Raw genomic sequence first — 22,044 nt, forward strand, 5'->3', positions numbered from 1 at the left:
TAGGATTATATCGAACGTAGAGGGAGAAACGATGGAATACACCGCGGTTTATGAGCCAGATACACAAGCTTTCGGCATTTTAGATTTACAGCTACTTAGGCGTTACTTAGAGCCCAGTGTCAGTGTCGAAACGCTACTTGATGGCAGCGGTATCAGTGCTTCTCAGCTTTACGCACCAGATACTCATATCACCCTGACGCAAAAGCTAATGATCTTCAGTAACGCCCTTAGCCACTCAAAAGAACCAAGTTTAGGGCTTAGTATGGGTCAACAAGCCAAGTTCAGTGATTTTGGGGTACTCGGCTATGCAGTGTTGAGCAGTAACACACTATTTGATGCGTTAGTGATGGGGTTTAAGTATCTGCGTCTCGCGGGGCCAGTTCTGAAAAAGAAGATGTGGGTTGAAGACAACTTAGGTTATTTCCGTGCAGAACAATTAATTGACCTTCAGTCCATGTTGCCATTTTGCTGCGAATACTGGTTTTCTACCATCCAGAACCTATGCGAAGAAGTCATGCAGCACCCATTCCCGTCCAAAGTCATTCGCTTTCCTTATCCTGAGCCTGAGTACAGCGCGTTATATAAACAAGTATTTCATTGTGACATCGAGTTCGATAGCGATCGGTTAGAATGGCAATTTGATGCGCAGAGTATTTACCAACCACTGCCTGCCGCGAACCCCATCACATTACAAATGTGTCTTAAATCTTGCGATGAGATGCTGGCAAAAGTCAGTGGCAGTAACGGCTTAAAAGACAAAATAACCCAAATATTTATTGAGCGTCCGGGTAACTACCCTTCTGTGGAAACGCTGTCAGCCGAGCTGGGAATGTCGTCAAGAACATTAAGTCGTCATCTTAAGCAGGAAAATACCAGCTATCAGCAAATTCTCGATCAAGTCCGCTTTCATCTCGCACGGCATTACCTTGCATCTACCCAAATCAGTATTGAAGATATCTCCGAACGTGTCGGTTTTTCGGACAGTGCAAACTTCCGTCATGCCTTTCGAAAATGGAGTGGCTGTTCGCCAAGGCAATATCGGCAAACCGCTTCTATAGAAAAAACGCAGGTTTAATTAAAGCGCTGCTGACTTAACTATAAAAAATGCCCGCTATCGTTAGCGGGCATTTAACTTCAAAACGGAAGATTAAGATTCAAACTCTTCTGCCATTTCCTGAGCTTCGCTCTTCGGCTTATCTGTCTTACCGAAGCCGCGCAGACCCACAACGTGTACATGCTCGTGATCTTTAAACACCTTACGCACCAGTTTGTAGGTTGTGCCTTTCTCCGGGCTGATGTTTTCTGGCGCTGCAATCAGAAGCTGCATATCCAGACGGTCACACAGTTCGAATAGTGTCGAGATAGATCTCGCATCCAGACGCGCAGCCTCATCAAGGAACAACAGACGACAAGGAATGATGTCTTTACTACGCAGACGTCGTGATTCTTCTTCCCAACTTTGCACCACCATCAGCAGGATTGACTGACCAGTACCGATCGCCTCACCAGTAGATAGCGCGCCAGACTCAGCCTGTAGCCAACCCTCTGAACCACGGTTCACTTCCACGCTTAGTTCCAGGTAGTTACGGTAATCAAGTAACTCTTCACCAAGAACCTGCGGAGAACGTTGACCCATATCGATATGTGGGTTTACACGTTGGAACAGCTTCGCCATCGCCTCTGAGAAAGTAAAGCGTGAAGACTCAAACAGGTCTTTATGTTGCTCCTGCTGAGAAGAAAGACCATGCAATAGCACTTCGTGGCTTTCGCGGATCTTCACGTTCAAACGAACCCCTTTCACCTGACCAAACGAGATGTTCGACAAGCCTTGGTTCAGCATACGAATACGGTTTTGCTCACGCTGAATCGTCTTCTTAATGATGCTTGCTGCAGACTCAGAACTGATTGCCAGACGGTTTTCACGTTGAGTAAGCTCTTCTGTCAGACGCGCCAGCTCCACTTCCATCTCTTCGATTGCTTCTACCGGATCATCGGTACGGATGATGTCCTGACGAATACGCTCGCGAAGATGCTGGTAAACAGCAATGTAGAACAGAACTTTACGCTCAGGACGTGAGTTATCTTCCGAAAGACGCAGTGAATCACGCAGGTCGTCATTGTTCGCAACCGCGAGACGCAGCGCACCCAACGATTTATCCGACATCGAACGAAGTTCGTCAGCAGACATGTACGCCAGTTCGCGTTTGTGAAGACGACGCTCAACATCGTTTTCACGCGCTAAACGAAGTACCGAACACCAGCCTGCTTTTGCGGCTACGACAAAAGTGCGAAGCTCAGCGTACTCTTTCTGAACTTTCTTCAGACGCTTCGCCAGACCTTTCATCTCTAGTTCAGTCGAAGTGATGGTGCGCTCGTATTCACTCTTACGGCTGCGTGATGAGTGTAAACGCTCGTGCAGCTCGTCACGACGACGCATTGCACGCTCTTCTGCGCCTTCATCCGCATTAACACCAAACTCTTGCAGCTCCTGTTTGAATTCCTGAACGGTTTCCAGTTTCGCTTGGTGCGAGCTTTTCAGCGAAGCCAATACTTGGTTGTACTGGTTCATCTGACCTTGCGCTTGTTTCAGCGCTTCACGAGAACGAGTACGCATTTGCTCAGCCTGAACCAGCTTCGCTTTTAGCTGCTCGCTCAACTCGCTGCTCTTGTTCAGCAGATCGACCGAATCTGAGTACGCAAAGTAGTGACGACGTTCAACTAAATCGGACAACGCGAAAATTTGTTTCTTCAATTCCTGAAGCTGCTCGTCAGCCGCCTTGTATTCGGCCTCAAGCGCATCAAACTGCTCTGGGTCTGCATCCAGAGCTGAAACAACTTTCTCAAGCTCAGTCACGGCTTTCGCGTGTTGGTTGAGGAACGATTTTGCTTCTGACAGTTGCGAGATTTTCTCTTCCAGCTCATCAAAACGGGCTTGAAGTGTGTCGTCTTCAATCAGTGCCATGTTTGGTGCAAGTTTGTCCAGTGAAGACAGAGCTTGCTTGCTGGTTTGAAGCTGAGAACGTTGCTGTTGTTCTTTTGCTTCCAAATCAGCCAGTACACGTGCGATTTGGTTACGCTTTTCACGTACCTTTGCCAATGCTTGTTCAGGATCAGCTTCAAACGCAACCTGAATGTGATGAGCCACAAACTGGTTGAACGCTTGGTACAAACGCTGCATTTTCTGCGAGTCGAATGCCGCCTTGGCATGCTTCTCAACCACTTCTTCACGTTGGTTACGCAGCAGCTCTAAACGTTGCTCGCGTGCCGCACGGCCAAACAGTGGGATTTCCGGGAAGCGTGAGTAACGCATTTGACGATCGTTCATACGAACGCATACTGCGCCTTCTAGCTCTTCTGCGTCGAATGAGCTGTCATCAAAGGCATCAATGTCGCCTTCAATGATGTACAAATCTTCCGGACAGTCGTCCAGCTCAACCAATTTCTCTTCGATGCCGGACAAATCTGAAACCACAATGGCGTGGCGCGCTGGGCCATACATCGCACTGAAGTAAGGCGCGTCATCGATGGTAATGTCGTCATAGATTTCCGAAAGTAATACACCACCCAGCGTGTCAGCCAGACCTTTAAGGCGGGGATCATTAGAACCACCCGGTGATGCAAGACGTTCGATTTCATTTTCTAGTTGAGAACGACGTTCAGCCAGTTTGTCTTTTGCCAGAGACTGTTCTTTCTCTTGCTCAAGAACCACCTGCATATGGCTCATTACTGCATGACGTTCTTCTAGCTCAACACCGCTTTGCTCACGCAGCTTCTCCAATGCATCATTGGCTGCAATCCACGTTGGTGCAATGGCTTCAAGTTTTTTGATTTCTGCTGCAGAATCCTGTTCTAGTCGACGCTGTTCGCTGCGTTGTTCACGCACGTCTTCTTGCGTCAATTCCAGCGATTCAATTTGCATCGCGTGACGCTCACGCTCCTGCTCGAAGGTGATTTCGTCGGTCAGTTCAACATGGAATTGCTTCTTGTAATCGGACACCAACTCATTTGCCTGACGCTGCTGATTTAAGCTGCGCTCAAGATCGCGATGTTGTGCTCGCCACTGTTGCTCATTCTGTGCGATTTGCTGTGAGTCACGCGCTTTAGCGATGACTTTTTTCGCCTGTTCAGACGCATCTTTACGCTCAACTTGGCCAACGATGCTTTGTACTAGCTTCAGCGCCGTTTCGAACTGCTCCGCAGCTGCCGATGACATGTCCAGCTTGTGCTTAACAGACAGTACCGCATTGGTGCTTTCTGTTTCTTTGTTCTTAAGTTCAGCCACTAACGCTTGCGCTGACTCAGCAGTTAGGCTGTCATCACCCAGTAACTGCTTCGCTTTATCCAGTGCCTGAACCGCTTGCTGGTATTGAAGAGCACGTGTTTGCTGAACGTCCAGCGCTTGCTGGTAATCGGCAAGTTGCGTTTTAAGACTATCGACTTCTTCTTCAGAAACGGTCGCTTGCTCTTCAGCGTTCATCACGCGTTCTTGAGCTTCTTCAACGACCATCATCTGTTCTTCAAGACGTTCGCTGAGCTCTTCCAGATCTTCCTGGTAACGTTCGATCTTCTCTTGCTGACGCAGTGCATTTTGCACCAGTTGCAAGTGATCCGACGCGGCTTGGTAGTCTTGCTCTAGCGCCGACTCTGAGTCAATCAGCAGCTCAAGCTCTTCTTGCACGCGGTTAAGCAAATTATTTTGCTCAATCAAGGTCTCGCGAGAGCCAAATAGCTCAGAACGCAGAGACAACGTTTGTTCTAGCTTGTTGCGACGATCGTTGGCGTGACGCATGTAGTCTGCAGCCACGTAGTTGGTAGACTCGGTGATCAAATGTTTGAATAAGTCACGGTCAGCCTGCGTGGTTTTGATCGCTTCTAACGTCATGCGGTTTTCGCGCAGCGCGGATTCCATATCTTGGAAGGCTTTCTTCACGCCACCGTTTTGTGGCAGAAGGTAGTCACGCAGCGAGCGAGTAATCGCACTCGAAATACCACCGTAAAGTGATGCTTCAATCAGACGGTAGAATTTTGAGCGGTCACCTGAGTTGCGCAGCTTCTTCGGAATCACACCGAACTCAAACATTTGCGCATGGTAATCGACGATAGATGAAAAGGCTTTAAATTGAACGCCTTCAAACTCTGAGATTACGTCTTTAACTTCGTTGATCTGACGCACACGAGCTTGTGTGGCAGAAACGCTCTCAACAAGAACATCCGTCGGTTTCACATGGCTAGGAAGGCCTTGAATAACAAACGGTTTGATGTCTACTTTCTTATCACGACCCGCGACTTGCTGCAGCTTTACTGCAAATAGTAAACGTTGGTTACGTGAGTTAACCACATCCAGCGCCGCATAACACGCGCCTGGTTGCAACTTACCGTACAAACCTTTATCGCGAGACGATTGGCTACTGCCCGCTTCTGTGGTGTTACGGAAATGAAGTAATGTTTGGTCAGGAATCAAAGCGGTGATAAACGCCGCCATCGTGGTTGATTTACCTGCACCGTTACCACCAGAAAGCGTCGTAACCAGACCATCGATATCAAAAGTACGGGCAAAGAAACCGTTCCAGTTGACCATGGTCAGCGATTGATATTTACCGCGTTCAATCATGCTCATGCTTCACCCTCTTCTGTCATTTCTTCTTGGGCTTGTTCTTCTTGATCGTCTTCAGACAACAGACTGCCTTGGCTTGGTTCTTTGGTATGAACCACGGCTTCACCGTCACGGATCAGACGCAGTTGAGCTTCACGCATATCGTCACCAACACGAACGTCGGCACCAAAACGGAATACTGCTTCACTGATACTGAATTTACCGGTTTCACCGATATTGATGATCATACCTAGACGACGCAGACGACGCAGTGAAGTGCGCACTTTTTCAAACAGCTTCTCTTTATCAAGGTCTGAACCCGTCGCGCGGTTGGTCACCAGCTTCATCAACTTGTTTTCATCCGCCAGCGCCAGCATCTCGTCGTAGAGTTCCTGATTGGTAAAGATGCCTTCATGAGCCAGACGCTCCGGGCTCAGGTAAAGGAAACACAACACCTTACCCACCAGCATATCCAGTTCAGACAGGACGCTACGGCCAATCAAAGACGTAGAGCGTGGACGAAGGTAGAAGAAACCTTCCGGTGCTTTCACCAACTCAGTGTTGTAACGCTGGTAGAAAGAAGACAACTCAAGTTCAAAATCCGACAACAATGCGTGGTTGTCCAAATCTTCACTTGAGATATGACGCCCCGCTCGTAGCATGCTGTCTAATGCTGGGAACAGAGGGTTAGAAATTGCTTTTGCCAGTTTATCTGACATGTATTCATTAGTATCGGTCGATGACATTCGCTTGTACCTTTGCCCCAAATTCGTTGATTGATTTCCAGTCTGGCTGAATGGCTTGATAATCCGATTCTGAATAGCCCAGACGAACGGCCTGATCAACAATAATTCGGGCTAAATCAAAGTGATGAGTAAATGGGTGTTGTGCAAGGTAATCTCGCAGTACTACGCTCAAGTCGATTGGTGTGCCCTGATCTTTATGGGCTTTTAGCATGTCACCAATACGCTCTGATAACTCATCATTGACTTGTTGAAATTCTTCGTATTCCACTTCCATCGGAACTTGGCCTGTTACCTCGTCATCACGCAGTACCAGAGCTTCGTCACGCAGGTCGGATAATCGCTCAGCATCTGCATAAGTCAGATACCAAGGCATATCAAAGTAATCTTTAATCGATTGACGCAATCGAGAACTGAACGCACGGTTCTTATCCATATCGATAGCGGTACGGATAAACTTGTGTACGTGTCGGTCGTAGCCAATCCAGAGATCGATCGCTTGCTGGCCCCAACTGGTGATTCGGTCCAGCTTCATTTGCAGACCAAACAGGGCTTCTTCAATAAACTCAAGCTCAGGATCGCCATAAACAAGCTCCTGAATATCGAGGATCTGAGTTTGCAGCTCATCACTTGCTGCCTGCAAGGTATCTTGAAGTTCACGCAGCGTGCTCGACGTTTCTGACAATAACGCTTCACAGTTATTAATCGCTTCGCGCCAATCTTTATTCAGCAGGTCAGCAATCTGCTGTTTTACAGATTGTTGCTGCTCGTCCATAACACGCTGGTTAAGATCGATTTGATCGAAGATCTCGCCTACGGAATATTTAAGTACTCCATACACCTTTTTCTTCCAGTGACCCGGTGTGCCACCTTTTTGGGCTGCTTCAATTGCTTTCGCCATTTCATCCGCAACCATAGACAGCTGAATAGAAAGGCGAAGTTTTGAAAACTCACGATGACGGACGTAATAGTCCGTGATGCCTATCGCCAGTGGCGACAAACGGTAAATACTCGCCCCATCCGTCACCTCGCTGACAAAGCGACTGATCAAACGCTGCTTAACCATCTCATTGATGGCATTGTTTGCTCTGAAAGCAGAGGCTTCCCCCGTTTCATCAAATAATCGAGTAACGATAGCGAACGCATCGTGCAGTTCACCTTCACCCAATTCATCGTCAAACCTTTCATTACTTAGTACTGCGATGGCAATCAAAAATGCCAAGCGCTCTGTGGTCAGGTTCAACGAGAAATCTTGCTGCTTAACCCAGCCAACCAATTCATCAATAGGTTGTTCTGCAGCATCGAGAGTCATCTCACTCATTGTTATTCCTGTTTTTCTTTCTTTTTGGCCCACACGTGAATGTAGCGACCTAATGAGAGGTATGGCTCTTGTCGACAAAGTTGTTTTTCTAGCGCCAACACATCTTCAAACTCGTAATCACCCATGTATTGCATATTTCCTATGTAATCACTGAATGAGCGAATACCAGATTTACCACAAATACTGAACCCGGAGTCTTCTATCCATTGGTAAACTTCTTCTGGTTTCAGACCTTTTTGCGGCTGTAGTTTAAATCTTTTTCGGTGGGGCATGCCGTCCAAAATATGAGGAATGTTGCCACAAACCACATTTTTGTAGACTAAACCATGGTGGTTATAGAACATTATCGATGCAATGCCCCCCGGTTTGACTTGTTCCAGTACCGTTTCGAGCGCCGTCTTAGGATCGACCAGCCACTCCATCACAGCATGAAACATGACAAGATCCACCTGGCTGTCCATGTGCTCGCCAATGGACTGGACAGGTGAATGAATCAGGCGATACTGCTCAAGCAAACCATTATTTTCAATATCCTGTTTGGCTAGTTGCAGCATTTCCGAAGATAGATCACATAAAGCGACACGATGTCCGAGCTTAGCAAGCTTTTGAGACATTTGTGCTAAACCACCACCTGCATCTAAAACTTCTAGGGGTTGCTGGTCTGCCTCTAATTCACTTAGAATCTGTAGAAAATCTTCCCACACAATGATTTGGCGGATCTCCCCTTTATCGGAGCCGTAAATATTTTTTGCAAATTTGTGGGCGATATCGTCGAAATTGCGGTCTTCTGTCACTTCTGCTGAGTTATCATATCGGATTGTGTCGCTATTCTGGCACAAGGAAAGCAGGAATAAAGAGGAATACCCTCATTTTTATTTTCAATTGATGTTTTTTCGGACTATTTATGTATGTTTGAGCTGAAAAAAGTAGTGTCAGCTTTGCTCATGCCCCTACCAGCATTGCTGCTGATAGGATTATTGGGCCTGGCTCTCATTAGTTTTACCACTAAGCGTAAAACCGGCTGCTTCGTTGTTTTATTCTCATTTGTTGGCATTTTCCTTGTTGCCTTCCAGCCTGTTTCAAGCAAGCTTCTTATGCCATTGGAACGTGAACACAAAGCGTTTCTACCCGTTTCAGGGACCATCGACTACGTGATGGTACTCGGCAATGGTCATGTTATCGATGACGAAATTCCACCCACTTCTCAGTTAAGTCGTGCCGCGCTAATGCGTTTGACCGAGGGAATCCGAATTTTGCGCATGTATCCTGGCGCCAAATTGATTCTGTCCGGCTATGACGGCGGTTCTGAAATCAGCCATGCGCGTATGATGGCAAACGTGGCTCTGGCGCTCGGTGTAGCGAAATCCGATATTATTTTATTGGAAGACGCCAAAGACACGTGGGAAGAGGCACGTCAGGCTGCGGCGTTCGTCCAGCAAAAGGAAATTGTTTTAGTTACCTCGGCGAGCCATATGAGCCGAGCGCTGTATGAATTTAATGCAGCAGGCATAAAACCAATCCCGGCGCCGACAAACTACTTGGCGATTGAGAATGTCAATCAAGCTTGGAATAAATACTCGCCAAAAGCACGTTACTTAGAACAAACGGAGCTTTTCTGGCATGAGTACCTTGGCAGCATTTGGCAACGCTTACGTGATGTCGTCGGCGAAACACCTATGGTCGAGCCACAGTAGTTAATGAGTTAACGCCATTACTCAATGCAATTTGCACAGACAAAAAAGGAGAGCAAGCGCTCTCCTTTTTCGTTCTTATCTTGTCCCGTGGTGGTGATTAATCACCAGCAAACATGTAGCCCTCGCCATGAACCGTAACAAAAATTTGCGGGTTTTTAGGGTCAAACTCCATCTTCGCACGCATACGACGAATCAAGACATCTATCGTACGGTCATTCGGTGCATCAACACGATGGCTGATCATATTCAAAATACGTTCGCGGCTTAGTACTTGATTCGGGTAAGACGATAACGCCACCAAAAGCTCGTATTCGGCTTTGGTTAGTTTTACTGGCTCACCATTACGACTCAGCGCTCGACGCTGGATATCAAACGTCCACTCGCCAAAACGAACAATATGTTGCTCGTTGGTTTCGTTTGCCTTACTTGATCCATCGCGAGCGATCGAAATGCGCCACAGCAGATTTTTGACACGAACTAATAACTCGCGCAGTTCAAAAGGTTTGGTGACATAATCATCTGCCCCCATTTCCAGGCCAACAATTTTGTCGATGCTATCCGTGCGTCCTGTAACTAATATGATACCAATATCCGATTGGCTACGTAATTCACGCGTAAGCATCAGGCCGTCTTCACCCGGCAAGTTAATATCCAGCATGACAAGATCAACATCACCAGCTTGCAGCACTTCACGCATTTGCGTGCCGCTCTCTGCTTCACTGACTGTATAACCTTCATTTTGGAAATAACCCGCTAGCTTACTACGCGTTACAACATCATCTTCTACGACTAATACGTGATAGCTCATTTACACCACTTTCTGTCATTTTATTATTCGAGATGTATTCTATTCATAACTATTAACATTTCTAGTCATTGGCTGACTAAAAAGCAAGATTTAGTGATTTTGTTGATTCAAGACAAGCTTAGCGAACCCTGTTAATAAATGGACATATTTCGCCATAAAACATCATAGTTATAGTTACTGCTGTTCATTTTAATTGATTACACTTAAAGGACATCTGAATTTGATTTTGTGATGCCAGAAAGAAGGCATCATTCAGGAGCCTAAAATGCAAGAAGTGAAAGCTTTTAACGAAAAACGCGCCGAAATTTATTGGTGGTTTTCTAGCTTATTCGCCAAAGAACTGACAGACAAAGAGCTGGAGGCTTATCACAGTGTTGAAATTCGCAGCTTTTTGGCGGGCTTAGGTGAAAATGAATCTCTCAAACCTTCCATTGATAGCCTCGTTGACGCACTAAATCGCCTGCAAGACCGCGAAGATGCTCAGCTAGAGCTTGCTGCTGACTTTTGTGAATTATTCTTGAAGACAGAAAAGTACGGCGCGCTTCCCTACGCTTCCATGTACATTGGTGAATCTGGTTTACTCAACGACAAACCCGCCGAAGAGATGGAAAAGTTGATGGCTGAGTTTGGTGTCCAAGTAGACGACCGTCTAAAAGAACCAGCCGACCACTTAGCGGTAGAACTGGACTTCCTGGGTAACATGATCATTCGCTCTAATGAGTTTGAGCAAGAAAAACACATGGAAGAAGCCTTTGTTAAACAAAATGAATTCATCGAAAGCCAACTCATGTCCTGGTTACCGAAGTTCGCTCACAAGTGTCAGAAACTGGATGACTTTGGCTTCTACGCCAGCGTCGCGCAACTATTAATTGCATTTTGTAAACTGGACAGCGCTTACCTTCTTGGTGAATAATTGCCGCCTATTTTAGGGAGCCTGTCTTTTAGGTTCCCTATCTTTTATTCGTTAACTATATAAATCGTTCCAATCGCTCGCTTTTTAGCAATCAAAATGTGACTTATTAGGCACAAAACCATTGCTTAAATTATTGCCAGCTTGCCCGCATAGGGCTAAAATGTGAACGCAAACGATTAAATATGATTTTAATGTAAACCGCTGAAATAAAGCGGTTTTTGTGTTTTCTTAATAGGTTGATAACGATTCTTCATTCGATGGAAGTAATGAGCTTTATCAACCGCTGTCGCTACATACCCTCTACCGACTTCGGAGTAACCACTGCTAAACATACTCAGCGCCATTGTTTTTGTTGCGCTAAGTTTACAAAAGACGAACAGCAAAAAGGTTTATCCTCCGCGGTATATTCGTAGCTCGAAACAGGACACCATGTATGGCCACTATAAAAGACGTTGCTAGATTAGCCGGCGTTTCTACAACTACAGTTTCGCACGTTATCAACAAGACGCGTTTTGTTGCAGAAGCAACACAAGAAAAAGTAATGAAAGCCGTTGATGAGCTTAACTATGCACCAAGTGCGGTTGCTCGTAGCTTGAAATGTAATTCAACTCGCACCATCGGCATGTTGGTGACACAATCTACCAACCTATTCTTCTCTGAAGTCATTGATGGTGTAGAGAGTTACTGCTACCGCCAAGGCTACACGCTTATCCTGTGTAACACTGGTGGTATCTATGAAAAGCAAAGAGATTACATCCGCATGCTCGCTGAAAAGCGTGTAGATGGCATACTGGTGATGTGTTCTGACCTGACAGAAGAGCTGAAGCAAATGCTTGACCGTCATGCAGATATCCCGAAAGTTGTCATGGACTGGGGCCCAGAAAGCTCGCAAGCAGACAAAATTATGGATAACTCGGAAGAAGGCGGTTATATCGCGACCAAATACCTGATTGATAACGGACATACCGATATTGCTTGCTTGAGTGGTCACTTTGAAAAACTCGCTTGCCAAGAGCGTATTGCTGGCTACCGTCGAGCGATGGCAGAAGCCAACATTCCTGTAAATGAAGACTGGATTCTGGAAGGTAACTTTGAATGTGATACCGCAGTTTTGGTCGCAGACAAAATTACCGCGATGGAGAAACGCCCTACAGCGGTATTCTGTTTCAATGACACGATGGCGTTGGGCTTGATGAGCCGTCTACAACAGAACGGTATTAAGATTCCTGACGACGTCTCTGTTATTGGTTACGACAATATCGAATTGGCAGAGTACTTCTCTCCGCCGCTTACAACGATTCACCAGCCAAAACGCCGTGTCGGTAAAAATGCTTTCGAGATTCTTCTTGAACGTATTAAAGACAAAGAACACGAAAAACGTATTTTTGAAATGCAGCCAGAGTTGGTCGTTCGAAATACTGTGAAAAAACTCAAGTAGTTACTAACAAGCGCTCTCCGGAGCGCTTATTTTTTATCCGAAAATTAACTTTTATCGCACTCTTTGTTCACTACAGTCAGTAAACGTTTTATAAGTTACTGTTTTGTATAAACACAACCCATCTCACATAACCTAGCCACTCGCACTCAAACTCCAATCTTAAATATGAAACAAACACCATAAAAGCACTGCGTTTTACTGAAGCAATATCACACTTTGATCTCTAGATTGTGATGTTAATTCAAGATAAAAAGTATTCTCAACATGTCACGCACAGGGCAAACCATCCGAAAGGGTGGGACGCAAAGCTTCCGGCCTTAACCATTTTATAAATGGAAGGTAGCGGGGTTACCGATGGCAAATATGCATATGATGAGTTTACCCTTTAATGACATTGGGCTTGCATGTATTTGCTAATCTCTCGGACCTGACTTTTGGTGGCGTAATAATAATTACACCGAGATAACACATCATGGATAAACCGATACTCAAAGATTCTATGAAGCTATTTGAGGCACTTGGTACGATCAAGTCGCGCTCAATGTTTGGTGGCTTCGGACTTTTCGCTGATGAAACGATGTTTGCACTGGTTGTGAATGATCAACTTCACATACGAGCAGACCAGCAAACTTCATCTAACTTCGAGAAGCAAGGGCTAAAACCGTACGTTTATAAAAAGCGTGGTTTTCCAGTCGTTACTAAGTACTACGCGATTTCCGACGACTTGTGGGAATCGAGTGAACGCTTGATAGAAGTAGCGAAAAAGTCGTTAGAACAAGCCAATTTGGAAAAAAAGCAACAGGCAAGTAGTAAGCCCGACAGGTTGAAAGACCTGCCTAACTTACGACTAGCGACTGAACGAATGCTTAAGAAAGCTGGTATAAAATCAGTTGAACAACTTGAAGAGAAAGGTGCATTGAATGCTTACAAAGCGATACGTGACTCTCACTCCGCAAAAGTAAGTATTGAGCTACTCTGGGCTTTAGAAGGAGCGATAAACGGCACGCACTGGAGCGTCGTTCCTCAATCTCGCAGAGAAGAGCTGGAAAATGCGCTTTCTTAATATGTAGGTATAAACCTATCGTACGTATAAAAACCGCAGCTTTGACTGCGGTTTTTTTTTGAAATTTTTTCCAGGCTCAACCTGTCTATTACTCCATATATCAATCAAATAATATCAAGTAACATATTTCATCAATGGTATCTGTTAACCTTTTAGAACAAGGCTGTCCTTCTGGAGTACGACAATGAATAAAAAACTGGTTTTTGGGTTAATACTGCTGTTAACGATCATTTTATTAGCCGTTAACTTTAGTCAGTACCTCACTTTAGAGAACGCCAAAGCGCAGCAAGAGGCTCTTAACGCCTATATCGACCAGAGATTTATCTTGGCGGTTACGGTTTATTTTGCGGCCTATGTGGCTATCACTGCGTTTTCTATTCCCGGCGCAGCGGTCGTCACTCTGTTAGCCGCAGCTCTATTCGGCTTTTGGACTAGCTTACTTTTAGTCTCATTCGCCAGCACCATCGGGGCTACGTTGGCTTTTCTGAGTAGCCGTTACTTGTTACGAGATTGGGTACAAGGCAAATTTGGTTCAAAGCTTACCGCGATTAACGACGGCGTCAAAAAAGACGGCTCATCCTACCTACTCTCATTAAGATTGATCCCTGTGTTCCCTTTCTTTCTAATCAACCTATTGATGGGATTAACCCCGATGTCTGTTGGCCGCTTTTATTTGACCAGCCAAATAGGAATGCTTCCAGGCACCGCTGTTTATCTCAATGCCGGTACTCAACTGGCAACGATTGAAAGCCTCTCGGATATCGTCTCACCGAGCGTGTTAGCTTCATTTGCGTTGCTTGGGCTTTTTCCTATCATTGCTAAGTGGCTGATGAATAAATTCAGACCCACTCAAGTGCAGCCAAATGGAAACTCTTGATGAAGATATTTATAGCGAGAAATCCGGCAGAAGCGCATATCGTTTGTGAGTTGCTGAAAACCGAGCAAATTCTTTGTGAAGTTCGCGGTGAAGGTCTTTTCGGATTGAAGGGGGAACTACCATTCGGGGACGATACCGACCCGTACGTGTGGTTATTGAATCCAGAACAGAAGATGAGATCCTTGGCTATTATTGACGCCTATCAAAAACAGGCACAGCCAAACACCTATCAAGATTGGAAATGCCCTCAATGTTCGGAAATCAATGAAGGGCAATTTGGCGCGTGCTGGCGTTGTGGCCACCACATTGAGTAAGCGTAATGGCGCCAGTCACCTAGAAACGTTAAGCAACTAATGTTTGCTGTTTGATAAACTCAATCGAGTACTGATTAAAGTCTTCCGGACGTTCTACATTACAAACATGGCCACAGTTTGGGATCTCACGGAGCACACTCAGTTTATGTGCCGCAACCATCTCTTTAACCGGTTGGATGAACATATAATCTCTGTCACCCATTAAGTAGAGAGTGGGAATCGCTAATTCTCTGTCTTTAAAGTACTTCATTAACGGATTCACATCCGCCGCCAAGATAAACCAGCGCTTAAACTCTTTTTGGCAGAGCTTTTTGGCTTCCCTGATAAACAGGTGGCGAGATTCTCGTTGATTGCGCTGTGGCATCACGATATAAGCGAACAGTTTGTACAGCCACATATAAGGCAAGATATGTTTGCCAAAGTTGCCCAGCTTGACGAGGATTTGTGAGCGTGTATTGAGACGAGTCACCGCTCCACCTAACACCATTGAATTCACACGTTCAGACGCCAATTCCGCAATGTTTCGAACAATGATCGTCCCTAATGACATGCCGACAAAATGCGCGGATTGGATTTTTAAGTGATCCAACACTTTCAAAATATCTTGTGTAACTTCAGTAAAGGTATAGCGGCTGGTAATGAGTTCTTTTAGTAACTGATTTGACTTCCCATGCCCTCTTAGATCAATGAGCACTAAATTAAAGTGCTGCTTATAGGCTTTAATTTGCTTAAACCAAATCGAAGAACTGCCACCAGCACCATGCACGAAAACAACCCACTCATTACTGGTGGGGTGCAAGTAGGTTTTATGGAAAAGTAGTGGCTCAGTCATATACCAGTAATAATAGTATTGTTATTAATTTAGAGGAAGCAATCCTATCACACTAGGATTGCTCACGATAACAAAGGCACCGAATTAGGTGCCATTTGTTACAATTTTAGGCAAGGCTAATTGACTTTAACGCAGAATGGTAGAGTTCCAAATATTCTTCCGCTGCTTTGCGCCAGCAAAAGTCCTGTTGCATTGCATGCAGTTGAACTCGTTTTACTTCGGCATTATTTTGCGTATACAGCAACAGTGCCCTAAGCATGGTTAACAACAAGGCTTGCGGTGTTGGATCATAAAACACAAAACCCGTTGCATCAGACGAGTCAACATCATAATCGTTCACGCTGTCTTTTAGGCCGCCTACGCCTCGCACAATCGGTAACGTGCCATAAGCCATGCTGTAAATCTGATTAAGTCCACATGGCTCAAACTCAGACGGCATCAAAAAGAAATCAGATCCAGCCTCAACCAAATGAGCAAGCTCATTGTCATAGGCGTCAACAAAGACAAACTTATCTGGGAACTGTTCAGCGACTTCTTCTAAATGCGTAGCAAGAACTGGATCACCGGTTCCGACAACAACTAATTGCACGTCGTGCTTGAGGAAGTCCGTCAACGCTGGCAGTAAATAATGCAGTCCTTTCTGCATTGTCAGGCGACAAACCATGCCAAACATCGCACAGTCTTTCTCGACTAAGTTCAGACGTTGCTGTAGCGCTTTTTTACACGCATTTTTGCCTTCAACCATGCTTTGGTGATTAGGTTCGTAGTTCAACGGCAAATAAGCATCGGTTTTAGGATTCCAGGCGCTGTAATCACAGCCATTGAGTATACCAACTAAATCTTTAGCTCGTTGTTGGAACTCCCACGCCATGCCATGACTACCAAGCTCTGTCTGTAACTCTTCAGCATAAGTAGGGCTTACCGCGTTGATTTTGTCAGCGTTTAGCACGCCTGCCTTAAGCATCGCAATGTGCGTTGAACTAACGGCTGCATCGGGTACATTTCTGCTCTGAAACTCTGGCAGACATTGCACCTCATCATAGCTAAATACCCCTTTAAATACTGCGTTGTGAATCGAGATCACGCTGCGAATATTTGCATAAAATGGGTCAGATCCGTATCGATGCTTCAACAAAAATGGCACAAGGCCAGTGTGCCAGTCATTGGCATGTACGATGTCAGGTCGGAAATCCAGCTTAGGTAGCATGTCTAAGCAAGCTGCGCTGAAAAAGGCGAATCGCTCACCATTATCTGAATACGCTTCGTTGTTCTCAGCGTACATTGATGGGCGGTTGAAATACGGCTGGCAATCAATCAAATAAACTGGCGTATCACCGAGATACAGCCTTAATACTCGATATTCTGTATGCGGCCACGAGGTTAGCTGCGTTTCTAACAACACCTCCGCTTCAGAAAGCCTTTCAATACCATTGTATGCGGGAATGGTAATACGTACATCTTGCTGAAGTCCGTGGAGCGCTTCAGGCAGTGCCTTGGCTACATCAGCCAAGCCACCACTTTTAATCAATCCTTCGACTTCAGACGCTACAAACAGAATAGATAAGTTGTTAGTAGCCAACTCGTGCTCCTTTAGGAATAACAACAATACCGTCATCCGACACGTGGAAGTACTTCTTGTCTTCCTGAAGGTTCACTCCAATCTGTGTGCCAGGTGCAATATCAGCGTTCTTGTCCACTATTACTCGACGTAAAACACAGCCTTCACCGATTTTAACGTCACCAAGGAGTATACATTCGCTGATATCGCATGCAGATGCAATATTACTTCTGAAACCAAGTACAGATTTTTCTATACGGGAGCCTCGAATGTAGCTGCCATTACACACCAGACTATCGATAATTTGGACACGACCGTTGTCTGAGTCCGTGAACGTCGCAGGTGGTAAAGGCGGGTAATAGGTATGCAGTGGCCATTTACGGTTATATAGCGAAAATGGTGCATCTTTTTCTAGCAAGTCCATATGTGCTTGCCAGTAGGCATCAATCGTACCGACATCTCGCCAATAAACTTGCTCTTTCTCACCATTGATCTTGTTGGTGCTAAAGTCATAAACAAACACATCCCCACGTGGGAACATTTTAGGAATAATGTCTTTACCGAAGTCATGGGAAGACTCTTCGTTGCTCGCATCTTCGATCAACTCAGAAAACAGTTCTTTCGCTTCAAAGACATAATTCCCCATTGAGACTAGCGCGTAGTCAGGCTCGCCAGGAATCGACTTAGGATTTTCTGGCTTTTCTTCAAAGCCAATCATGCGCCCTTCGCTATCAACTTCGATAACACCGAACTGAGAAGCTTCTTTTAGTGGCATACGCAGAGCCGATACGGTCAATGAAGCTTGCTTGCTGATATGGAAATCCAGCATCTGCTTAATGTCCATTTTGTAGATATGGTCAGAACCAAAAATACAAACTTGGTCAGGCTCTTCCATTTCCATAAAACGAAGGTTCTGATAAATGGCATCTGCCGTGCCCTCATACCAACGCTTGCCGGTACGCATCTGAGCAGGAATCGGGTCGATGAAACGATCAGTGATTCCGTTGATGTTCCATCCTTTTTTTAAATGATAAAACAGGGATTGCGATTTAAATTGGGTCAGCACGTAAATGCGCATTAAATCCGCATTGACGAAGTTGTTGAGTGCAAAGTCAATTAGACGATAGCTGCCACCAAAAGGTACTGCAGGTTTACTGCGAGATTCAGTTAAAGGTCTCAAACGTGAGCCTTCACCGCCAGCAAGAATCATTCCCAAAACACCAGCCATTGTTGTTCTCCGTATCGTTATAGCTTGGAATGGATGCTCACTTAATTGAACGTATTGTGGGGAATCAAGTGAACACATTGTCAGCCACATCCAGTACTTCTCTGAGCACCTATCATGTGGATTAAAAAGTTTCGGCATTGCTCTGCCAAATTACAGGGTGTGTTAACTTTTCGTGGAGCGCGTTTGCGTTTTATCTCAGTTCAAAAATTCGTTTTAGTTTTAAACGCGAAAAAGAGGGTTTAAGGGGGCTCTATTCCATTTTCTTTTCAACAAAGAGTCAGCACTTTTTTAGTATAGGTACCTAGCCCACATCCATTGAGCTATCGATATTTGGCAACTCTAAATCGTGATTTGCTTCTCAATTAAAAAATGACAAATCCACGACATTATTTGTATTAATGCCTAATATCGAGATACCGATATCATCACGAAACAACACACCCTAAAATATTCTTATCTGTCGACACCGATTTAAATGCATTTTGTTGCATTTGTTTTGTAATAAACTATCTAATTTGAACCTTAATTACAATTTAAAATACGTCATTCTGTGTATAAGGTAAGCACGACTTACTCGATACGATATTCAGATCACATTAGAAAATGTAATAGATTACACTCTGAAAACAATTTACGAACGAAAACACTACATAGTCAGCGACGTAAATATGCACGGTTTATTCGCGCTGTATCGAACGTTTGTAAATATCATACGATTGTAAGCTTCACGCTACGACACACATGTTGCTAAAAAATGAATTAGGCAAACATGAAGATAAAGATTTGTAAGAATTGTGAGGCTAAAGGTGTGAGGATGAAATATCGCCGGAATCAGAGAAGGTAATTTGGAACCAATAATAAAAAGGCAGCGAATTCGCTGCCTTTTTGTTTACTATGTGTACCGTTTAAGCTTTGGCTTTTTTACGTTTGTCGGTGACTTCCCATTTACCATCGACATAAAGCGCAGTCCAACCGCTTGGCTTGCCGTTCTCTTCAGAGCGAACGTAGTTCTCTTTAGTTTTACGGCTAAAACGAACCACTGCCGGACGACCATCAGGGTCTTCCTGCGGTGCTGTCGCGAGATATTTGAACTTCTCTGGTAAGCGTTCTTCGTAAAGCGCAAGCTCTGAAACAAGTGGCGCTCGCGTTTCGCGTGATTTAGGGAAGTTGCTGGCTGCCATAAACAGACCAGATGCCCCATCACGCAACACAAAGTAAGCATCCGAGTTTTCACAAGGCAGTTCAGGGAAATGCACTGGATCTTCTTTCGGCGGCGCGACTTCACCGTTCTTTAGAATCTTACGGGTGTTTTTGCATGTCTCGCTCGTGCAATCCATGTATTTACCGAAGCGACCATTCTTAAGCACCATGTCAGAACCACACTTGTCACACTCAACAACCGGTCCATCATAGCCTTTAACTTTAAACTCGCCGTATTCAACGATGTAACCTTCACAGTTTGGGTTGTTACCACAAACATGCATCTTACGTTTATCGTCGATTAGGTACGCGTCCATCGCTGTTTCACAGATTGGACAACGTTTCTTGGCACGTAGCGCTGCGGTTTCTACGTCTTCTTCTAAGACGTTGATGATGCCTTCTTCATCGCCTAAGTTGATGGTGGTTTTGCAACGCTCTTTAGGTGGCAGTGCATAACCAGAACAACCTAGGAATACGCCGGTGGATGCTGTACGAATACCCATTGGGCGGCCACATGTCGGACATTCGATGTCTGTCATAACAATGTGGTTAAGCTTCATACCACCTTCAGACTCATCCAAGTCGGCTTTTTCAAGGTCACCGGTGAAGTCGGTAAAGAAGTTGTCCAGTACTGATTTCCAATTGACTTCACCTTCTGCGATTTGGTCCAGCTTTTGTTCCATACGCGCGGTAAAGTCGTAGTTCATCAAATCATTAAAGCTATCGTCCAGACGGTCTGTAACGATCTCACCCATTTTCTCTGCGTAGAATCGACGCTGGTCGACTTTCACGTAGCCACGATCCTGAATCGTCGAGATGATAGACGCGTAAGTCGATGGACGGCCAATACCACGCTTTTCAAGCTCTTTAACCAGTGCAGCTTCTGTAAAGCGTGCTGGCGGCTTGGTAAAGTGCTGTTTCGGATCAAGTGACTCTAGGTTCAGCTTATCGCCAAGCTGCACCGCAGGAAGGATTGTGTCCTCGTTTTTGCCCATTGGACGTTGTACGCGCGTCCAACCGTCAAACTTCAGGATGCGACCTTTGGCTTTTAATGTGAACTCTTCAGCTTTGACGCTGATGGTTGTGGAATCGTATTCTGCTGGCGTCATTTGACACGCAACGAACTGATTCCAAATTAATGCGTAAAGCTTGTGAGCGTCTGCGTCGACACCTTGCAGGTCTTCCGCTTTCACATCAACGCTAGACGGTCGAATCGCTTCGTGCGCCTCTTGAGCCCCTTCTTTGCTGCCGTATTTTAACGGTGAAGCAGGAAGGTACTTGTCACCAAACTCAGAACCGATGAAGTCACGGACAGCATCCACAGCTTCTGCACTCAAGTTAGTTGAGTCAGTACGCATATAGGTGATGTAACCCGCCTCATACAAGCGTTGAGCCAGCATCATGGTCTTCTTAACGCCATAGCCTAAACGGGTACTTGCTGCTTGCTGCAAAGTCGAAGTGATATAAGGCGCTGATGGCTTACTTTTCGTTGGTCGGTCTTCACGCTTGCAAACTTCGTAGCTGGCTTTTTCCAGCACAGACATCGCTGCTTTGGTTTCTGCCTCGTTAACCGGCTTAAACGCTACGCCGTCTTTCTGAGCAACCAGCAGTTTGAAATCCGCTTTGTCTTTAGTCTTGGTGTTTGCGTGGATGTCCCAGAACTCTTCCGGCACAAATGCGTTGATTTCGCGCTCACGCTCTACCAGCAACTTAACCGCAACCGACTGAACACGGCCTGCAGACAAGCCACGAGCAACTTTCTTCCATAGTAATGGAGACACCATGAAGCCAACCACGCGGTCCATGAATCGACGAGCTTGCTGCGCGTTTACGCCATCCATATTTAGCTCACCAGGCGTCTGGAAAGCTTGCTGGATAGCATTTTTCGTAATTTCGTTAAAAACAACTCGTTTGTATCGCTCTTCATCGCCACCGATGATCTCACGAAGGTGCCATGCGATTGCTTCCCCCTCGCGGTCCAAATCGGTTGCGAGATAGACGTAATCAGCATCTTTGGCTAATTTTTGTAATTCGCTGACTACTTTTTCTTTGCCAGGAAGAATCTGATAATTCGCTTCCCAGTCGTGATATGGGTTGATCCCCATTTTTTTGATCAGCGCTTTACGATCTTTCTCTTTTTTGACTCGTGCTTTCTCTTCAGCACTCATCCCTTTAGTTGAAATGGCAGCTGCTTTCTCACCAGTGCTTTGGCCGGCCGTAGGCAGATCACGCACATGACCAACACTAGACTTAACAACAAAGTCTTTACCAAGGTACTTATTTATTGTCTTTGCCTTGGCTGGTGACTCCACTATAACGAGTGATTTACCCATAACTGACTCTAACGTCCTTCATAATAATGCGGGTAAACCCCTGACTTGGAAGTCACCCGCATAATGTTCTATTTCATTGCTTCTTTTTTTACTATTGTGCGAGATGAAAAGAAGATCAACTGCTTTTTT

Annotated in this window: 16 protein-coding genes and 1 riboswitch; of the genes, 7 read left to right on the plus strand and 9 right to left on the minus strand. The window is 45.3% G+C overall.

Features of this window, described 5'->3' with window-relative positions; all coding sequences use genetic code 11:
- Nucleotides 1-31 precede the first annotated feature (31 nt).
- Nucleotides 32-1,075, plus strand: coding sequence for an AraC family transcriptional regulator (locus V1U08_RS09835; RefSeq protein WP_330470521.1), 1,044 nt, complete (start codon nt 32-34; stop codon nt 1,073-1,075).
- Nucleotides 1,076-1,147: 72 nt separating this feature from the next.
- Here V1U08_RS09835 and mukB read toward each other — a convergent pair whose 3' ends face one another.
- From mukB to cmoM, 4 genes are read right to left on the minus strand one after another with little or no spacing between them, the layout of a single operon-like run.
- Nucleotides 1,148-5,611, minus strand: a complete 4,464-nt coding sequence (gene mukB / locus V1U08_RS09840; RefSeq protein ID WP_330470555.1) for a chromosome partition protein MukB — start codon at nt 5,609-5,611, stop codon at nt 1,148-1,150.
- Between the two features lie 2 nt (nt 5,612-5,613).
- On the minus strand, nt 5,614-6,339 hold the full coding sequence (gene mukE / locus V1U08_RS09845; protein WP_014231340.1) for a chromosome partition protein MukE: 726 nt from the start codon (nt 6,337-6,339) through the stop codon (nt 5,614-5,616).
- Nucleotides 6,320-7,657, minus strand: coding sequence for a chromosome partition protein MukF (gene mukF / locus V1U08_RS09850; protein ID WP_330470522.1), 1,338 nt, complete (start codon nt 7,655-7,657; stop codon nt 6,320-6,322). The genes mukE and mukF overlap by 20 nt, the downstream gene beginning before the upstream one ends.
- Nucleotides 7,658-7,659: 2 nt before the next feature.
- Complete coding sequence (gene cmoM, locus V1U08_RS09855; protein ID WP_014231338.1) at nt 7,660-8,451, minus strand: tRNA uridine 5-oxyacetic acid(34) methyltransferase CmoM; 792 nt, start codon at nt 8,449-8,451, stop codon at nt 7,660-7,662.
- 114 nt (nt 8,452-8,565) lie between these two features.
- Here cmoM and elyC point away from each other — a divergent pair, with 114 nt between their 5' ends.
- Nucleotides 8,566-9,351 (plus strand): envelope biogenesis factor ElyC, encoded by a 786-nt coding sequence (elyC, locus tag V1U08_RS09860; RefSeq protein WP_020332878.1) that lies wholly within the window; start codon nt 8,566-8,568, stop codon nt 9,349-9,351.
- 97 nt (nt 9,352-9,448) lie between these two features.
- Here elyC and torR read toward each other — a convergent pair whose 3' ends face one another.
- Nucleotides 9,449-10,159, minus strand: a complete 711-nt coding sequence (gene torR, locus V1U08_RS09865) for a two-component system response regulator TorR (protein ID WP_020332877.1) — start codon at nt 10,157-10,159, stop codon at nt 9,449-9,451.
- A gap of 265 nt (nt 10,160-10,424) precedes the next feature.
- Between torR and torD the strand changes: the two genes are divergently transcribed.
- From torD to V1U08_RS09890, 5 genes are all read left to right on the plus strand, one after another.
- Nucleotides 10,425-11,072, plus strand: coding sequence for a molecular chaperone TorD (gene torD, locus V1U08_RS09870; RefSeq protein ID WP_330470523.1), 648 nt, complete (start codon nt 10,425-10,427; stop codon nt 11,070-11,072).
- A gap of 433 nt (nt 11,073-11,505) precedes the next feature.
- Nucleotides 11,506-12,510, plus strand: coding sequence for an HTH-type transcriptional repressor PurR (gene purR / locus V1U08_RS09875; RefSeq protein ID WP_014231334.1), 1,005 nt, complete (start codon nt 11,506-11,508; stop codon nt 12,508-12,510).
- A gap of 267 nt (nt 12,511-12,777) precedes the next feature.
- Nucleotides 12,778-12,866: riboswitch (cyclic di-GMP riboswitch) on the plus strand.
- A 116-nt stretch (nt 12,867-12,982) separates the two neighbouring features.
- Nucleotides 12,983-13,573 carry a TfoX/Sxy family DNA transformation protein gene (locus V1U08_RS09880; protein WP_020332876.1) on the plus strand — a complete coding sequence of 197 codons (591 nt, stop codon included), beginning with the start codon at nt 12,983-12,985 and terminating at the stop codon, nt 13,571-13,573.
- A 184-nt stretch (nt 13,574-13,757) separates the two neighbouring features.
- Nucleotides 13,758-14,450 carry a TVP38/TMEM64 family protein gene (locus tag V1U08_RS09885; RefSeq protein WP_065296601.1) on the plus strand — a complete coding sequence of 231 codons (693 nt, stop codon included), beginning with the start codon at nt 13,758-13,760 and terminating at the stop codon, nt 14,448-14,450.
- Nucleotides 14,450-14,764 carry a hypothetical protein gene (locus V1U08_RS09890; protein WP_014231331.1) on the plus strand — a complete coding sequence of 105 codons (315 nt, stop codon included), beginning with the start codon at nt 14,450-14,452 and terminating at the stop codon, nt 14,762-14,764. The genes V1U08_RS09885 and V1U08_RS09890 overlap by 1 nt, the downstream gene beginning before the upstream one ends.
- A gap of 28 nt (nt 14,765-14,792) precedes the next feature.
- Here V1U08_RS09890 and V1U08_RS09895 read toward each other — a convergent pair whose 3' ends face one another.
- The 4 genes from V1U08_RS09895 to topA form a co-directional block, all read right to left on the minus strand.
- Nucleotides 14,793-15,596 (minus strand): alpha/beta fold hydrolase, encoded by an 804-nt coding sequence (locus V1U08_RS09895; RefSeq protein WP_014231330.1) that lies wholly within the window; start codon nt 15,594-15,596, stop codon nt 14,793-14,795.
- A gap of 106 nt (nt 15,597-15,702) precedes the next feature.
- The gene (glgA, locus tag V1U08_RS09900; RefSeq protein ID WP_239949002.1) at nt 15,703-17,175 is read right to left on the minus strand and encodes a glycogen synthase GlgA; all 1,473 of its coding nucleotides are present in this window, start codon (nt 17,173-17,175) and stop codon (nt 15,703-15,705) included.
- Nucleotides 17,165-18,382 (minus strand): glucose-1-phosphate adenylyltransferase, encoded by a 1,218-nt coding sequence (glgC, locus tag V1U08_RS09905; RefSeq protein ID WP_014231328.1) that lies wholly within the window; start codon nt 18,380-18,382, stop codon nt 17,165-17,167. The genes glgA and glgC overlap by 11 nt, the downstream gene beginning before the upstream one ends.
- A 905-nt stretch (nt 18,383-19,287) precedes the next feature.
- The gene (gene topA, locus V1U08_RS09910) at nt 19,288-21,915 is read right to left on the minus strand and encodes a type I DNA topoisomerase (RefSeq protein ID WP_014231327.1); all 2,628 of its coding nucleotides are present in this window, start codon (nt 21,913-21,915) and stop codon (nt 19,288-19,290) included.
- Nucleotides 21,916-22,044: the final 129 nt, after the last annotated feature.

This window comes from Vibrio sp. YYF0003, from assembly GCF_036350715.1.
GTDB classification, from domain to species: Bacteria; Pseudomonadota; Gammaproteobacteria; order Enterobacterales; family Vibrionaceae; genus Vibrio; species Vibrio natriegens.